An 18,746-nucleotide genomic window follows, 5' to 3' on the forward strand; every position below is an offset into this window, starting at 1 on the left:
TGGCGCTCGATGCCGTGGTGGCGCATCACGATGCGCTGCGCATCCGGTTCACACCGGAGAGCCAGCACAACGCCGGCATCGAGGCCACCGGTCTGCTGCGGGTCGTTGCTGTGCACGACGACGAAGTGGTCGAGGAGATGACGGCGGCACAGAAGTCGTTGCGTCTGGCCGATGGTCCGCTGGTGGCGGCTGTGTTCTTCGACCGTGGTGACCGGCCCGCGTGGCTCGGGCTGACCGTGCATCACCTGGTGATGGACGGGGTGTCGTGGAACGTCCTGCTGGAGGACCTCGAGACGGCCTACCACGGTGGAGCGCTCCCGCCGAAGACCACGTCGTTCCAGCAGTGGGCGTTGCAGCTGCGGGATGACGACGCCAGTGGCGAACGTGACCACTGGATCAGCGCGACTGCGGACGTCGCCGAGCTTCCTGCTGATGGCGATGGCCCGAACACCGAGGCGTCCGGGGCGATTGTGCAGTCGTGGCTGGATGCGGACACGACTGCGGCTCTGCTCAGCGACGCGCACAAGGCGTACCGCACGCAAGGCCACGATCTGCTGCTGACCGCTCTCGCCCGGACACTCGGGGAGTGGGCCGGTACCGACCACGTCACCGTGGATCTGGAGAGCCACGGTCGTGAGGGTGCGGACTTGTCGCGCACTGTCGGGTGGTTCACGTCGATCTTCCCGGTGCGCCTCACGAACCAGCGTGACCCGGCGGCGGCGATCAAGGCGGTGAAGGAAGAGCTGCGGTCGGTGCCGCGTCGTGGTGTCGGCTATGGCGTGCTGCGTTGGCTGCAGGACGACTTGGCCGGTGCGCCGGATCGTCCGGTGTTGTTCAACTACCTCGGGGCGTATGACGCCGCGGGTGACGAGTCGGCCGGGTTGATCCGTCGTGAGTTGGACGGCGATCTGGCCGGGCCGAGCGAAGGGGAGGGTGGGACGCGGTCGCATCTGTTGCAGCTTGAGGTGCAGCAGACCGCTGATGGGCGGTTGTCGATCGAGTGGTTCCACTCGACCAACCGGCACGACACCACCACTGTCGAACGGGTTGCGGCTCGGTATGTCGAGGTCCTGCGTGAGCTGGCCGCGCATTGCCGGTCGACTGCCGGTGGCTTCACGCCGTCGGACTTCCCGTTGGCGTCGCTGACGCAGGGCGAGGTCGACGGGCTCGTGGAGCGCTGTCCGTCGCTTGTGGACGTTTACCGGCTCGCGCCGGTGCAGTCGGGCATGTTGTTCGGTGTCGTCGGTGCCCCGGAGGAAGGGGACGGGCTCTACTGGGGGCAGGGCGTCTACGACCTGACCGGTCCGATCGATGCGGACCGGCTGGCCGGTGCCTGGCGCCAGGTGATCACTCGGCACGCCGCGCTCCGGAGCGGGTTCATCTGGGAGGGCGTCAGCGAGCCCGTGCAGGTCGTGCTGGCCGATGTCGACGTGCCGTTGACCACCCACGACTGGTCGGGTCTGGACGAGGCGGCTCAACAGGTGCGGTTGCAGGAGCTGCTGGAAGAGGACCGTGCGCTCGGTTTCGACCTGGCCCGGCCGCCGCTCACCCGCCTCTACCTCGTCGACCGAGGTGACGGGCGGAACTGGCTCATCTGGGGCCTGTACCAGGGTCTGTGTGACGGGTGGAGTCTGCCCGTCGTCATGGACGAGGTGTCTGCCGCCTATCAGCGGCAGTCGTTGCCGCCATCGCGTCCGTACCGCGACTACATTGCCTGGCTGGACCAGCGCGATCCCGCTGACACCGAAGGGTTCTGGCGCACTTACCTGGACGGCTTCGAAGCGCCCACGACATTGCCGGTGGACCGCCTGGCCGCGAGCCACTATGCCCAGGACCGGCGGCGCACGAACCTCGACGAGGACGTCACCACCAGGCTCGTGGAGCTGGCCCGGCGCGAGCGCGTCACGTTGTCCACGGTCGTTCAGGCCGCGTGGGCCAAGGTCCTTTCCGCGAGCTCGGGTGAGAACGACGTGGTGTTCGGCCTGACCGTGTCCGGCCGACCGGCCGACTTGGCCGGGGTCGAGTCGATGGTCGGCCTGTTCATCAACACACTGCCGGTGCGGGCCTCAATACCCGGCAGGACGCCGTTCGCCACGTGGTTGCACGAGCTGCAGGACAACCAAGTTGCGCTGCAACGGTTCGAGTTCACCCCGCTGGTCGACGTGCAGCGGTGGTCCGCCGTGCCGCACGGCCGCGCGTTGTTCGACAGCATCGTCGTGTTCGGCAACTACCCGCAGGAGGAGGCACCCGCCGACACCGAAGAGGAGTGGGCCGACGCGGTCGAGTCGGTGGAGCAGGGCAACTACCCGCTCACCTTCGCCGTCGACCTGGAGACCACGCTCAAGATCGAGGCCGAGTTCTCCACGGCCGCCTTCGACGCGGCCACGGTCGAGCGCGTTCTCGACCAGCTCGTCGTCGTCCTCACCGCCGTCGCCCACGAGCCTGAGCTGGCCGTCGCCGAACTGCCGCTGCAGCGTCCGGAACAGGCCGCGCAGCTCGTGGCGTGGGGTGAGACCTCGACGCCGGTCGCCGAATCGCCGGTACCCGAGCTGATCCACAGCTGGGCTCACACCGACGCCGTGGCCGCGAGGTGCGGCGACGAGCGCCTGACGTTCGCCGAGCTGGACGCCCGTTCCGCAGGCTTGGCGGCACGGCTCCAGCGGGCCGGTGTCACGGTGGAGTCACCGGTCGCGGTGCTGGTGCCGCGCGGGATCGAGCTGGCGGTGGCGTTCCAAGGCGTGCTGCGCAGCGGTGGCGTGTACGTGCCGATCAACCCCGGTCTGCCCGCGGAACGTCTCGCGTTCCTGCTGGCTGACGCCGGTGCGACCGCCGCGGTCACCACCAACGACCTCGCCGGCGAGCTGGCCGGGTTCAGCGGTGAAGTGCTCGTGCTGGACGACACGGTCCTCGACGACCTACCGGTGCGGACCGACCCGAATGCGTTGGCGTACATCGCTTACACGTCGGGGTCGACTGGCCGGCCCAAGGGTGTGGCGGTGACGCACGGCGCGTTGTCGTCGTATGTCGCGGGATGGCGGGCCGGGCTCGCCGACGTGGGTGGCCCAGGCACGGTGTTGTCGATGTCTGGTCCAGGGTTCGACGTGTCCATCGGCGACATGACCCGTGCGCTGGCGTTTGGGCAGAGCGTGGTGTTCCTGCCGCACGACGAGCACGTGTCCGTGGAGTCGTTGCACGGCACGCTGTCTGGTGACGGTGTGGCGATCGCGGAGATCGTTCCCGGCATGCTCCTGCGTAATCTGGCGGCGCACTGCCGCACTGCCGGGCCGGTGGAGAGCCTGCGACTGGTGATCTCGGGCACCGACATGTGGACGCATGACGCGCTCACGAGTGCGGTGGCCGAGGTGGCGCCGAATGCGGTGCCGGGCAACGTGTTCGGTGTGACCGAGGCGGCGATCGACTCGATCTTCCACCCGGTCACGGACGACCACCCGCAAGCCGTGGTGCCCATCGGCACACCGCTCGCCGGCGCCCGCGCCGTCATCGTCGACGACGCGATGCGCCCGGCCCTCGTCGGTGTTCCGGGTGAGCTGCTCGTCGGTGGTCCGGGTGTGGCACGTGGTTACGTGAACCGGCCTGACCTGACCGCGGAACGGTTCGTACCGGACATCTTCGGCGCGGCCGGTGGCCGGTTGTACCGCACTGGTGACCGGGCGCGGTGGCGTGCGGACGGCACGATCGAGTTCCTGGGCCGAGTCGACGAGCAGGTCAAGATCCGCGGCTACCGGGTCGAACCCGGCGAGGTCGAGGTCGTCATCGGCGACCACCCCGACGTGCGCGATGTCGTTGTGGTGGCACGGGATGGTGGCCCGCACGGCGGCAAGCGCCTGGTGGCTTACGTCGTCGCGGAAGGTGAGTTCAGCACGAAGGTCCTGCGGGACTGGTTGCGCGAGCGGGTGCCGGATTACCTTGTGCCGTCGGTGTTCGTGGCGCTGGATCGGCTTCCGCTGACACCGAACGGCAAGGTCGACCGCCGGGGTCTGCCCGACCCCGAACCCGAGACGACGGCCGAGGTCTTCGAGGCGCCTCGAACGTCCATTGAGGACACTCTTGCGGCGGTGTGGGCGCAGGTGCTCGGCCTCGAACGCGTGGGCGTGCACGACAACTTCTTCGAACTGGGCGGCGACTCGATCCTGAGCCTGCAGATCGTCGCCAGGGTCAGGGCCGCCGGGCTGGGGGTGGACGTGGCGGACGTGTTCGCCCACCAGACCATCGCCGAGCTCGCACCCGTCGTGCGCGACACCCCGACGGCCACGCTGGCCGAACAGGGTGTCGTCACCGGTCCCGTCCCGATCACGCCGATCCAGCACTGGTTCGTCGAGCAGGACATCCCTGACCGCGACCACTGGAACTGGTCGAGCGTGTTCGAGCTGGCAGCCGGCACCGACCCGGACAGGCTCGCGCGGGCACTCGACGCCGTCGCGGCACACCACGACGCCCTGCGCATCAGGTTCCGCCAGGACGGGGACACCTGGGTGCAGGACAACGACGGTGAGCTGCAGCCGGTCCTGCGCGTCGTCACCGCCCAGGACGACGACGAGGTCATCGCGCACATGACCGAAACGCAGACGTCGTTGCGCCTGGCGGACGGCCCGCTCGTGGCCGCGATCTACTTCGACCGCGGTGCCGCCCCCGCCTGGCTGGGTCTCACCGCGCACCACTTCGTCATGGACGGCGTGGCGTGGAACGTCCTGCTGGAAGATCTGGAGACCGCTTACACCGCGGGGCCGGAGGCGTTGGAGCCGAAGACGACCTCGTTCCGGCAGTGGGCCGAGGTGCTGCACGACGACAACCCCGAAACCGAACGCGACCACTGGGCCGCGCAGACCGAACGGGTCACCGCGCTGCCCGTCGACGGCCAGGGCGCCAACACCGAGGCGTCGGCCGACACCGTCCGCACCTGGCTCGACGCGAAGTCCACCGAGGTGCTGCTGGGCGAGGCCCACAAGGCCTATCGCACCCAGATCAACGACCTGCTGCTGGCCGCCCTGCTCAAAACCTTGGGCGAGTGGGCGGGCACCGGCGACGTCACGATCGACCTGGAGAGCCACGGCCGCGAGGCGATCGCCGACGGCGTCGACCTGTCCCGCACCGTCGGGTGGTTCACGTCGATCTTCCCGGTGCGCTTGCGCCACAACCGCCTCAACGACAGCGGTGAGCTGATCAAGGCGGTCAAGGAACAGCTGCGCATGGTGCCGCGCCGCGGTGTCGGGTACGGGATTCTCCGCTACCTGGAACGTGATGACCGCTTGGTCAACGCACCTGCGCGGCCCGTGTTGTTCAACTACCTCGGCGCGTTCGACGCCGTGGGCGACGACGAGGACGGGCTGATCCGCAAGGAACTGTCCGCCGACCTGTGCGGCCCGACGGAGAACGAGCAGGGGAACCGATCGCACCTGCTGCAGATCGAAGCCGAGCAGACCTCGGACGGTCGGCTGCTGGTCGAGTGGTACTTCAGCACCAACCTGCACAGACCAGCGACTGTCGAGCGGCTCGCGGCGCGCTACGTGGACGTGCTGCGCGAGCTGGTCGAGCACTGCCAGTCAGGAGCCGGCGGAGTCACCCCGTCCGACTTCCCGCTGGCCAACATCGATCAGGCGAGCCTCGCCGCCGTGCTCAAGCAGATGGGTGGGTGATCGAGCCGGAACGAGGCGCCCGATAAGAGGGGGCAGATAGCGCACTCGCGTTTCGCAGTTGTACCAGCGAATTGCACGGTGTCAGCAAGCTCTATTTCGGCATGCCATTTTAAATGTGCGAGGACCAGGGCAAATGATCTCCATACGAATATTCGATGACTGTGAGCATTCCTTGACCCGGTAAATGACTGTTGTGTAAAAATGTTGGCGGGGAGAGGGTTAGGCGGGGGATCAGTGATTGAAGACATGTATCCGTTGGCGCCTGTTCAACAGGGCATGCTTTTCCATGTCCTGGAGGCGGAATCGGACAAGGGTGTCTACTGGGCGCAGGGCCTGTACGAGTTCGACGGGGTGCTCGACCTCGACGCCATGCGGCGCGCATGGGAGCTGGTGATCGCACGCCACGCCGTGCTGCGCACCGGCTTCGTGTGGGAGGGCGTGCCCGAGCCGCTCCAGGTCGTCATGAGCGACGTCCAGGTGCCCTTCGAGGTGCACGACTGGTCCGCCGTGACCGACCGGCAGGCCGCGCTCGAGGAGCTGCTCGCCCGCGACCGCGCCCAGGGCTTCGACCTCACCCGGCCGCCGCTCATGCGCGTGCACATGATCAACGACGGCACCGGTCACCACCGGATGGTGTGGGCCCTCTACTCCGGGCTGTGCGACGGCTGGAGCGTGCCCGTCGTCCTCGAGGAGGTCGGCGCCACCTACGACGCCCTGTGCCACGGCACGATGCCCGACCTCGAACCCGTGCGGCCGTACCGGGACTTCATCGCCTGGCTGAGCAAGCGCGATCGCGCACAGGCCGAGTCGTTCTGGCGGGACTACCTGGCCGGGTTCGACGCCCCGACGGCGTTGCCCGTCGACCGCTCGGTGCGCGACCACTGGGCGCAGGGACGCCGCCGCGTCGAGCTGCCGGAGGACCTGACCACCGGGATCATGGACCTCGCCCGGCGCAGGCGTGTCACGCCGTCGACGGTGATCCAAGCGGCGTGGGCACTTCTGCTTTCCGCCTACTCGGGTGACGACGAGGTCGTCTACGGCCTCACCGTGTCCGGCCGCCCTGCCGACCTGCCCGGCGTCGAGTCGATGGTGGGCGTGTTCATCAACACGCTGCCGGTGCGTGTGCGGGTGTCGTGGGAGCGCACTTTCGCCGACTGGCTGGGTGAACTGCAGGAGAACCAGGTCGCGGTGCAGCGCTACGAGTTCACCGCGCTGTCGGACATCAAGCGGTGGTCGGAGCTGCCTCGTGGCAGCGGCGTCTTCGACAGCATCGTGGTGTTCGGCAACTACCCGCAGGCACTGTTGTCCGAAGAGGACGAGGACGGCGACGAGGACCGCTTCGGCGCGCTCGACTCCATCGAGCAGATCAACTACCCGATCGGGCTCGCGATCGACCTGGAGGACACGCTCAAGATCGAGGCCGAGTTCTCCACCGGCGCGTTCGACGAAGCCACCGTCGACCGGCTGCTCGACCAGCTGCAGGCCGTACTGGCCAGCGCGGTCGCAGGCCCTGACCAGCTCGTGCGCGAGGTGACGCCGACGCCGGCGACCGGCTGGAGTGCCGGCCCCGCGTTCGACGAGCCCTACGTCGGCTTGGCCGAGCGGTTCCGCTTGGCTGTCACCAACTTCGCCGACCACGTGGCCGTCCGTGGCGGTGGCCAGGAGCTGACCTACGCCGAGCTCGGCGAACGGGTGGCGCGCGTGGCGTCGGGTCTGCGTGCCGCTGGTGTCGGTGTGGAGACGCGGGTAGGCCTGTGGTTCGAGCGGTCGGTCGACCTCGTGGTCGCGATTCTGGGTGTGGTGCAGGTGGGTGGTACGTATGTGCCGCTTGATCCCGCGTTGCCGCACGGTCGTCTTCGCGATGTGCAGGCGGCTGCCGGTGTTGAGCTGGTGGTGTCGCGTGGTGACTACGCCCTGGAAGCCGCGCGTGTTGTCGACTTCGCAGAGTTGGTCACCGCGCCCGCTGAGTGGCCGGAACTCGTTGCCGTGCCTGAACGTCTGGTCTACACGATGTTCACGTCGGGCTCGACGGGTGTGCCCAAGGGCGTGGAGGTCACCGAGGAAGGTGTCGTGCGCGTCGCGCTCGACCCGGCGGTGGCCGCTCAGCCCGGTGATGTGGTCGCGCACATGGCCGCGGTGTCCTTCGACGCGTCGACGTGGGAGATCTGGACGGCTCTGCTCACCGGCGCCACCCTCGCCGTGGCACCCGCGAACCTGGCTGAGCGACTGGACGTGGCCAAGCTCTACGCCGAGCACGGCGTGACGTTGTCGTTCATGACCACCGGTTTGTTCCACCAGTTGGCGGACACCGATCCGGGCGTGTTCTCGGGACACCGCAAGGTGCTGGCCGGTGGCGAGGCGATGTCGCCCCTGCAGGCCCGCAAGGTGCTCGACGCCAACCAGGCCGTCGCCATCTACAACATGTACGGGCCGACTGAGTCCACTGTGTACGCATCGTTCCACGACATGCACACCGGCCGGCTCGGTCCGTCGTCGGTCCCGATCGGCAATGCCTTGCGGGGCTTGTGTTTCCACGTGCTGGACCGCTGGCTCCAGCCGACGCCGGTCGGCGTGCCGGGTGAGCTGTACATCGGTGGTACCGGCTTGGCGCGTGGCTATGCGGGCCGTGCGGACTTGGCTGCTGAGCGGTTTGTTCCTGACCCGTACGTGCCCGGTGCTCGGATGTACCGCACCGGTGACCTGGTGCGGTGGGGCGCTGACGGTGCGGTCGACTTCGTCGGTCGGACCGATGACCAGGTCAAGATCCGCGGGTTCCGGGTCGAGCCCGGCGAGGTCGAGCACGTGCTCGCCGGCCACCCGGACGTCGCCAACGCCGCCGTGATCGTGAACGACAAGCGCTTGATCGCCTACGTTGTGAGCACCGCCGAGCCGGCGGACCTTCGCCGCTTCCTCGCCGAACGTCTGCCCGAGTTCCTGGTGCCGTCGGCGATCGTGCCGCTCGACGAGTTGCCGTTGAACACCAACGGAAAACTCGACAAGCGCGCGTTGCCCGACCCCGGCGCCCCCGAGACCACGACCGCGTACGAGCCGCCCAGCACGGACGCCGAGCGCACGCTCGTCGCGGTGTGGTCGGAGGTGCTCGGCGTCGAACGGGTCGGCGTGCACGACAACTTCTTCGAACTGGGCGGCGACTCGATCCGTAGCCTGCACGTCTCGTCGTGCCCGTGCCGCCGGACTGCAGCTGGCGATCGCCGATCTCTTCACGCACCAATCGGTCCACGAGCTCGCCGCCCACGTCACCACGGCCGCACCCAGCACGGCCGACCAGGGCACCGTCAGCGGACCCGTGGCCTTCACGCCCATCCAGCGCTGGTTCATCCGGGAGGACCTGCCCGAACGGGACCACTTCAACTGGTCCGGCATGTTCGAGCTGGCACCGGGCACGGACGCGAGCACGATGCGCGCCGCGCTCGGCACGGTCGTCGCCCACCACGACGCCCTGCGGCTGCGCCTGCACGGCGACACCCAGGAGAACGCACCCGCCGAGACCGCCGAGCTGGTGACCGTGCTCGACGCGGCCGCCCTCGACGGCCCCGCGCTGGACGAGGCCGTCACCGCGGCCATGGCCACCGCGCAGACGTCGTTGAGCCTCACGGACGGGCCGTTGCTGCGTGCCGTGTACGTCGACCGCGGCGATCGGCCCGCGTGGTTCGGCCTCACCGTGCACCACTACGTCGTGGACGCGGTCTCTTGGAACGTCCTGCTGGAGGACCTCGACACCGCGTACTCCGCCGGTGTCCTCGGACCGAAGACCACCTCGTACCAGGAGTGGGCCGCCGCACTGGAGGCGTTCGACCCCCAGGACGAGCTGCCCTGGTGGCGGGAGGTCGTGCGGACGACCACGGCCGTGCCCACCGACCACGACGGTCTCAACACCGAGGACTCGACCGAGTCCGTTCGCGTCGCCCTCGACGCGGGACGCACCTCGGCGCTGCTCACCCACGCCCACCGCGCCTACCGCACCCAGGGCCACGAACTGCTCGTCGCCGCACTGCTCCAGGTGCTCGGGCGGTGGACCGGCACCAGCGCCGCCGCCATCGACCTGGAAAGCCACGGCCGCGAGCCGATCGCCGACGGCATCGACCTGTCCCGCACCGTCGGCTGGTTCACGCCATCCACCCCGTCGGGCTCCACCACGCCGACCTCGGTGACATCGCCGGCGTCATCAAGGCGGTCAAGGAACAGCTGCGGGCCGTGCCGCGCCGCGGTGTCGGCTACACCGTGCTGCGTGAGCGGGACGAGCAGCTCAGGTCCGCCCCGGATCGCCCGGTCGTCTTCAACTACCTCGGTGGATTCGACGCCGTCGAGGACGAGGCCGTCGGCCTGTTCGCCCGTGAGCTCTCCGAGGAGCTGTGCGGCCCCGCCGAGGGCGAGGGCGGGTTGCGCTCGCACGTGCTCGGTGTCGAGGTGGCCCAGGCCGCCGACGGGACCCTTTCCGTGGAGTGGCAGTACAGCACCAACCTCCACCGGCACGAGACGATCTCGCGGCTCGCCGAGGCATACGTGCAGGCCTTGGCTGACCTGGTCGACCACTGCCGGTCGGGCGCGCACGGCCTCACGCCGTCCGACGTTCCGCTGGCTTCCTTCGATCAGTCCTCTTTGGACGCTTTGGTCGCCCGCACGCCAGGACTGGTCGACGTCTACCCGTTGTCGCCGCTGCAGCAAGGGATGCTCTTCCACGCCGTCGAGTCGCCCGACAGCGGCGTCTACTGGACGCAGGACCTGCGCGAGCTGACCGGTGAGCTCGATGTCGACGCTCTGCGTGCGGCCTGGCAGCTCGTGGTCGACCGGCATCCCGCGTTGCGCACCGCCTTCGTGTGGGAGGGCGTGCGCGAGCCGCTCCAGGTCGTCGTGGGCAACGTCGACGTGCCGTTCGAGGTGCACGACTGGTCGGCCGTCGCCGATCCCGAAGCCGCCATCGACGAACTGCTGGCCGAGGACCGCGCCCGCGGGTGCGATCTCACCACCGCGCCGCTGCTGCGAGTGCACCTCGCTCGCGGACGCGACCGCCACTGGATCTTGCTGGCGTTCCACCACCTGTACCTCGACGGCTGGAGCATCCCGCTGCTGTGGGACGAGGTCACCGCCGCCTACCAGCGTGAGTCCCTGCCGCCGGTGCGGCCCTACCGGGACTTCATCGCGTGGCTGGGCCAGCGTGATCGTGCTGAGGCCGAAGCGTTCTGGCGGGAGTACCTCGGCGGGTTCGACTCGCCGACGCCGTTGCCGGTGGACCGCGTGGTGCGTGAGCACTGGGCCCAGGACCGGCGTGAGCTGGCGCTGCCCCGCGACGTCACGGCGGCACTCGTCGAGCTGGCCCGCACCCGGCGGGTCACCCTGTCGACGGTCGTGCAGGCGGCGTGGGCCGTGCTGTTGTCGGCCTACTCGGGCGAGGACGACGTCGTGTTCGGCCTCACCGTGTCCGGGCGTCCGGCCGAGCTGCCCGGCGTGGAGTCGATCGTCGGCCTGTTCATCAACACCCTGCCGGTGCGGGTGCGCGTGGCGTGGGAGCGGTCGTTCGCCGACTGGCTCGGCGAGCTGCAGGAGAACCAGGTCGCGGTGCAGCGGCACGAGCACACGCCGCTCGCCGACATCCAGCGCGTCACCACGGGTGGCCTGTTCGACAGCATGCTCGTCTTCGGCAACTACCCGCAGGGCGCGATGCCGGAGGAGGGCGAGGAAGACCCGGACGAGCTGTTCGCCTCGACCGACTCGGTCGAGCAGATGCACTACCCGATGATCCTCGCCGTCGACCTCGAAGCGACGCTGAAGGTCGAGGCCAACTTCTCCACCGGCGCCTTCGATCCGTCCACTGTGGAGCGCCTCCTCGGCCAGCTCGCCGACGTGCTCACCGCTGCCGCCCGCCGGCCTGCCGCCGTCGTGCGCGAGGTGACGCCCGCGCCCGTGACCGGGTGGGGCGAGGGTCCTGTGGTGGACGAGCCCTTCATCGGCTTGGCCGAGCGGTTCCGCTTGGCCGTCAACGACTTCGCCGACCAGATGGCCATCCGTGGCGGTGGCCGGGAGCAGACCTCCACCGAGCAGGGGCAGCGGGATGGTGACGTTGCGCTGACCTACGCCGAGCTGGGTGAGCGGGTGGCGCGGGTGGCGTCGGGTCTGCGTGCCGCTGGTGTCGGTGTGGAGACGCGGGTAGGCCTGTGGTTCGAGCGGTCGGTCGACCTGGTCGTCGCGATTCTGGGCGTAGTGCAGGCAGGTGGCACGTATGTGCCGCTTGATCCCGCGTTGCCGCACGGTCGTCTTCGCGATGTGCAGGCGGCTGCCGGTGTTGAGCTGGTGGTGTCGCGTGGTGACTACGCCCTGGAAGCCGCGCGTGTTGTCGACTTCGCAGAGTTGGTCACCGCGCCCGCTGAGTGGCCGGAACTCGTTGCCGTGCCTGAACGTCTGGTCTACACGATGTTCACGTCGGGCTCGACGGGCGTGCCCAAGGGCGTGGAGGTCACCGAAGAAGGCGTCCTGCGGGTCGTGCTCGACTCCGCGGTGTCCGCCCGGCCCGGCGATGTCGTGGCGCACATGGCCGCGGTGTCCTTCGACGCGTCGACGTGGGAGATCTGGACGGCGTTGCTGAGCGGGGCGACGCTCGCCGTGGCGTCCGCGAACTTGGCCGAGCGGCTGGACGTGGCCAAGCTCTTCACCGAGCACGGCGTGACGTTGTCGTTCATGACCACTGGCTTGTTCCATCAGCTGGCGGACACCGATCCTGGCGTGTTCTCGGGACACCGCAAGGTGCTGGCCGGTGGCGAAGGGATGTCGCCGATCCAGGCGCGCAAGGTGCTCGACGCCAACCCGGCCGTGGCGATCTACAACATGTACGGCCCCACCGAGACCACGGTGTACGCGTCGTTCCACGACATGCACACTGGCCGGCTCGGTCCGGCCACCGTGCCCATCGGCACTGCGTTGCGAGGCCTGCGTTTCCACGTGCTGGACCGGTGGTTGCGACCTGCGCCTGTTGGCGTGCCGGGTGAGCTGTACATCGGTGGCCTCGGCTTGGCGCGTGGTTATGCGGGTCGGGCGGACTTGGCTTCTGAGCGGTTTGTTCCTGACCCGTACGTGCCTGGTGCCCGCATGTACCGCACTGGTGACCTGGTGCGGTGGGGTGCGGATGGTGCGGTGGACTTCGTCGGCCGGACCGATGACCAGGTCAAGATCCGCGGGTTCCGGGTCGAGCCCGGCGAGGTCGAGCACGTGCTCGCCGGCCACCCGGACGTCGCCAACGCCGCCGTGGTCGTTCGTGAGCTGCAGCAGGGCAAGCGTCTCGTCGCCTACGTCGTGGGTTCGGCAGACGTCGCGGACGTTCGGCAGTTCCTCGCCGAGCGCCTGCCCGAGTTCCTGGTGCCGTCGGCGATCGTGCCGCTCGACGAGTTGCCGTTGAACACCAACGGAAAACTCGACAAGCGCGCGCTGCCGCTGCCCGACGCGCCGGACTCCACGAGCTATGAGGCACCCAGCACCGACGTCGAGCGCACTCTCGCCGCGGTGTGGTCGGAGGTGCTCGGCGTCGAGCGCGTCGGCGTCCACGACAACTACTTCGAGCTGGGCGGCGACTCGATCATCAGCCTCCAGATCGCCGCCAGGGCACGGGAAGCGGGCCTGGAGCTGAGGATCGCCGACCTCTTCACGCACCAGACCGTCCAGCAGCTCGCCGCCCACACGGGCGTCGCTGTCGGCTCCACTGCTACCGCGGAACCGTTGGTGGACCTGGAGCCGCTCCGGGCGCGGGTGCCGGGCTTGGTCGATGCCTACCCGTTGTCGCCCATGCAGCAGGGCATGCTCTTCCACGTCCTGGAGGCGCCCGCCGACACCGCGGTGTACTGGGCGCAGGACGTGCGCGAGCTGCGCGGGCCGCTCGACGTGGCTGCCCTGCGGGAAGCCTGGCGCATCGTCGTCGGCCGCCACCCCGCGTTGCGCACCGCGTTCGTGTGGGAGGGCGTCGAGGAGCCTCTGCAGGTCGTCATCGGCGAGGTCGACGTGCCGTTCGAGGTTCTCGACTGGACTTCCGTCGCCGACCCCGACGCCGCGCTGGACGAGCTGCTCGACGCCGACCAGCGGCGCGGTTTCGACGTCACCACCGCCCCGTTGCTGCGGGTGTACGTGGCCGACAGGGGCGACCGCCAGTGGGTCGTCTTCACGTTCCACCACCTGTACCTCGACGGCTGGAGCATCCCGCTCGTCTGGGACGAGGTGATCGCGGCCTACCAGCGGCAGCCCTTGCCGCCGGTGCGCCCCTACCGCGACTACATCGCCTGGCTCCAGGAGCAGCCCGCCGCCGACGACTTCTGGCGCGAGTACCTCGACGGCTTCACCTCGCCCACGGCCCTGCCCGTCGACCGCACCACCCGGCTGCACTGGGAGCAGGGCAGGAGGCACCGCGAGCTGCCGGAGGACGTCGCCCTTTCGTTGGAGGGGCTGGCACGGCGTGAGCGCGTCACGATCAGCGCTGTCGTGCAGGCTGCGTGGGCGCTTTTGCTGGCGTCGCACAGCGGTGAGGACGACGTCGTCTTCGGACTCACCGTGTCGGGGCGTCCCGCTTCGTTGGCCGGTGTCGAGTCGATCGTCGGACTGTTCATCAACACGCTGCCCGTGCGGATCAAGGTCCCCGGCGACCGCACCCCGTTCGAGGAGTGGCTGCGGACCGTCCAGGACGGCCAGGTCGCAGTGCAGCGGTTCGAGCACTCGCCGCTGGTCGACATCCAGCGGGTGGCCGGCGTGCCGAGGCTGTTCGAGAGCATCGTCGCGGTTCAGAACCTGCCCGGCGGCTCAGACGACGGCGACGACGGCGACGACGCGGACGAGTTCGACTCACCCGCGATGCTGGAACAGGGTCGCTACCCGCTGAAGCTCGTCGTCGACGTCGACGGCCAGCTGGGCCTGCTGTGCGAGTACTCCACCGGCGCGTTCGACGACGCCACCGTCGAGGCGCTGCTGGACCAGCTCGAACGCATCCTCACCACCGTCGCCGGCACGCCGGGCACGCCCGTGCGGGAGATCGCCCTGCTTGACGCCGGCCAGAACGCCGAGGTGCTCTCGTGGAGTTCGTCCGCGTCTCGCGAGATGCCTGCGGCACACCTGGCGGCGCTGTTCGGACGCCAGGTCGCGGCCCATCCTGACCGTCCCGCGCTGCGTGGCGGCGGTGCCGAGCTCACCTACGCCCAGCTCGACAGCCGGGCCTCAGGCGTCGCTCAGTGGCTGCGCACCCAGGGGGTCGGAGTTGGGACTCGCGTCGGCCTTCATCTGGACCGCAGTCCCGAGCTGATCATCGCCATGCTCGGCGTGATCGGGGCGGGCGGCGGTTACGTCCCGCTCGACCCGGCCCAGGGCACCGCGCGCCTGACCCAGATGATCAACACGGCAGGCGTCGAGCTCGTCGTCACCGCGGGCGAGTGGCCCCTCGACGTCGCAGGCATGCGCGTTCTCGAACTGACCGACGCGGAGGCCGAGGGGCCGCTGCCGATCGCCGGTGGCCCGGACAGCGAGCTGTACGTGCTGTTCACGTCGGGCTCGACGGGCGTGCCCAAGGGCGTGTCGCTGACCCACGAGGGCGTGGCCAGGGTGTGCACCGACCCCGCTGTGCGCGTCGAGCCCGGCGACGCCGTGTCGCACCTCGCGGGCATCGGCTTCGACACCGGCGCCTTCGAGATCTGGCTGGCGCTGCTCAACGGGGCCACCCTCGTCGTCGGCCCCGCGGACCTCGCAGGGCGGATGGACGTCGGCTCGTTCCTGCGCGAGCACGGCATCACCGCCTCGCTGCTCACCACCGGCCTGTTCCACCAGCTGGTCGAGACCTCGCCCGACGTGCTCGACGGCCTGCGCCTGCTCGTCGTGGGCGGTGACGCCCTGCAGGCCCAGCACGCCCGCACGGCCCGCGAGCGCCGGCCCGACCTGCGCATCGTGAACGCCTACGGGCCCACCGAGACCACCATGACGTGCACCATCCACACCCTCGAAACCGTTGGCGCGCAAGTACCCATCGGCAGGCCGTTCGCGGGTATGCGTGCCTACGTGCTCGACCCGTGGCTGCAGGTGCTGCCACCCGGTGTGGCGGGCGAGCTGTTCGTCGGCGGCCCCGGCGTGGCCCGCGGCTACGTCGGCCGCGCGGACCTCACCGCTGAGCGGTTCGTCCCCGACCCCACCAGGTCCTCCGAACGCCTGTACCGCACCGGCGACAGGGGGCGCTGGCGCGCCGACGGCACGCTGGAGTTCCTCGGCAGGGTCGACGACCAGGTCAAGATCCGGGGCTTCCGGGTCGAGCCCGGCGAGGTCGAGGCACTGCTGGCCGGTCACGAGGACGTGCGGGCCGCCGCGGTCGTGGCCATGGCGTCGGGACCTGGAGACGCAAAGCGCCTCATCGCCTACGTGGTCACCGAAGTCGACACGTACGAGCTGCGCGCGTTCCTGCGCGAGCGGCTTCCCGACTACCTGGTGCCCTCGGCGTTCGTCACCCTCGACGCCTTGCCTCTGACGGCCAACGGCAAGGTCGATCGCCGAGCCCTGCCCGAACCGGCCGCACCGGAGGCGGACGGCGCGTACGTCGCCCCGCGCACCGATGCGGAACAGGCACTGGCCGCCATCTGGGCGAAGTTGCTGGGCGCCGAACGCGTCGGCATGCACGACAACTTCTTCGACCTGGGCGGCGACTCGATCGCGAGCCTGCAGGTGGTGGCGCGTGCCCGTGCCGCGGGTCTCGGCCTCGCGGTGGCCGACCTGTTCACCCACCAGACGGTCGCCGAACTGGCCGCCGTGACCACGGCGCCCGTGCTCGTCGAGGAGGGCCCTGTCACCGGGCCGGTGCCGCTGACGCCCATCCAGCGGTGGTTCACCCGGGCCACCATCGACGACCGGAACCACTGGAACTGGTCGGGGCTCTTCGAGCTGGCACCGAACGTGGACGCCACGCGGCTCGCCGCCGCGCTCGACACCCTGGTGACCCACCACGACGCCCTGCGCACCCGCCTGCACCACGGGCCCGACGGCTGGCACCAGCACATCGTCGAGCCGGGCGAGGCGGCCGTGTTCACGGTCGTCCAAGGCGACGTCCAGGAACACATGAACGCGTTGCAACGCTCGCTGGACCTCGCCAACGGTCCGCTCGTGGCAGCCGTCCTGTTCGACCGCGGCGACGAACCCGCGTGGCTGGGCCTCGTGGTGCACCACCTGGTCGTCGACGGCGTGTCGTGGAACGTCCTGCTGGAGGACCTCGACGCGGCTTACCACGCGAACCCCTCGGGGCGAAGACGACGTCGTTCCGGCGGTGGGCCGAGTCCGTCGTGGCCTTCGCGGGCAGCGACGAGGTCCGCGCCGAACTGCCTTACTGGCTCTCGAAAACAGAGACGGCCTTCACGCTGCCGGTCGACGCCACCGGCGCCAACACCGAGGACTCCGCCGCCGTCGTCGAGGTCGCCGTCGACGCAGCGGGGCTGCCGAACGCCCAGGTCCTCGACCTGGTCCTGGCCGCGCTGCTGCAGACGCTGGGGGAGTGGGCAGGCACCGACACGGTCGTCATCGACCTCGAACACCACGGCAGGGAAAGCCTGGCACCAGGCACCGACCTGTCCCGCACGGTCGGCTGGTTCACGTCGGTCCACCCGGTGGTGCTCCAGCACAACGACCTGAGCGACAACACCGGGGTGGTCACCGCGGTGCGCGAAAGCCTGCAAACCGTGCCACGCCACGGAGTCGGCTACGGCGCACTGCGTCACCTGACCGCCGACGACCCGGAGGTGCGCCGCCTGCGCGCCGCACCGGACCGACAGATCAACGTCAACTTCACCGGCGGGCTCGACGCCACGAACGACGACGAGGCAGGCCTCATCGTCGACGAACTACCAGGTGACCTGTGTGGCGAAAGCACGAGCAGGGGCCTGCGGCCGTACGCGCTGCACCTGGAGATCGAGCGCACCGACGAGGGAGAGCTCCTCGTCGAGTGGCACCACAGCACGAACCTCCACCGGACCGAGACCGTGCGGCGGGTCGCCACCCGCTTCCGGCAGGCCGTGGAGGCCCTGGTCGAACACATGTACAGGAATTGAGGGGAGCAATCCTTGTCCACGTCCACGCCCAAACGGACCTACCACCTGTCGGCTGCAGAGGCCGATGAGGTCGAGAACCTGACGCTGCGCATCGCCAAGGAGTACTCGGGCCCGGCGGACGAGCAGCTGCTGCGTGATCTGCCGCTGCTCGCCGCCGAGCTGCCCGTGGGCCAGCGCCGCTTCCTGCGCGACTTCGCGCTCGAGGACGAGCTGGGCTACTGCGTGGTCCGCGGTCACACCATCGACGACGCGCGCATCGGCCCGACGCCGCAGCACTGGCGCGGCCGGCCGATACCGACACCGGAGTTCCCCGAGGAGATCCTCCTGCTGTTGGTCGGGTCTCTGCTCGGTGAGCCGTTCGGCTGGAAGACCCAGCAGGACGCCCGGCTGGTGCACGACATCTTCCCCATCAAGGGTTTCGAGACCGAGCAGATGGGGATCGGCAGCACCGACACGCTCACGCTGCACACCGAGGACGCGTTCCACCCGTGGCGCGCCGACTACCTGCTGCTGGAGTGCCTGCGCAACCCCGACAAGATCGCCACGATCGTGTCGGAGCCCGATCTCTCGACGCTCGACGCCGCGCACCTGGAGTTGCTGCACCAGCAGAACTTCCTCATCCGGCCGGACGACTCGCACCTGGCGAAGCACAACGTCACCGAGGGGGTCGACGCCGAGTTCGCCGAGATCGCCGAGATGAAGGCCGACGACAACCGCGTCGCCGTCCTCTACGGGTCCCGCAAACACCCGTACATGCGCCTCGACCCGTACTTCATGGAGACCCCTCGCGACCCGGCGGCTCGCGAGGCCCTGGACGCGGTCAACGAGCTCCTGGAGTCGTCCTGCCTGGACGTCGCCCTGGAGCCGGGTGACGTCCTCGTCATCAACAACCACCGGCTGGCGCACGGCAGGCAGGCGTTCCAGGCCCGCTACGACGGCACCGACCGCTGGCTCAAGCGGGTCAGCATCACCACCGACCTGCGCAAGTCTCACGAGCGGCGCGCCTCGGCGACCGCACGCCTCATCTGAC

General features: G+C 69.5%; 2 protein-coding genes and 3 pseudogenes. All 5 read left to right on the plus strand.

The features are described 5' to 3' along the window. The first annotated feature begins 14 nt into the window (after nt 1-14). The 5 genes and pseudogenes from FXN61_RS26510 to gntD all read left to right on the plus strand — a co-directional run bounded on the left by FXN61_RS26510 (nt 15) and on the right by gntD (nt 18,745). On the plus strand, nt 15-5,654 hold the full coding sequence (locus FXN61_RS26510; protein ID WP_312878004.1) for a non-ribosomal peptide synthetase: 5,640 nt from the start codon (nt 15-17) through the stop codon (nt 5,652-5,654). A gap of 246 nt (nt 5,655-5,900) precedes the next feature. Then, nucleotides 5,901-8,816 (plus strand): annotated as a pseudogene (locus tag FXN61_RS56505) (amino acid adenylation domain-containing protein); the annotation flags it as partial. 145 nt (nt 8,817-8,961) lie between these two features. Further along, nucleotides 8,962-9,738 (plus strand): annotated as a pseudogene (locus tag FXN61_RS56510) (condensation domain-containing protein); the annotation flags it as partial. Continuing rightward, a pseudogene (locus FXN61_RS52745) lies at nt 9,687-17,716 on the plus strand (amino acid adenylation domain-containing protein). The pseudogenes FXN61_RS56510 and FXN61_RS52745, both read left to right, overlap by 52 nt. Before the next feature lie 12 nt (nt 17,717-17,728). Beyond that, nucleotides 17,729-18,745: a guanitoxin biosynthesis L-enduracididine beta-hydroxylase GntD gene (gene gntD, locus FXN61_RS26525; protein ID WP_223165607.1), complete on the plus strand. Its 1,017-nt coding sequence runs from the start codon at nt 17,729-17,731 to the stop codon at nt 18,743-18,745. Nucleotide 18,746 lies beyond the last annotated feature (1 nt).

Origin of the sequence: Lentzea indica (assembly GCF_012184385.1) — a bacterium.
Classification (GTDB): Bacteria; Actinomycetota; Actinomycetes; order Mycobacteriales; family Pseudonocardiaceae; genus Lentzea; species Lentzea indica.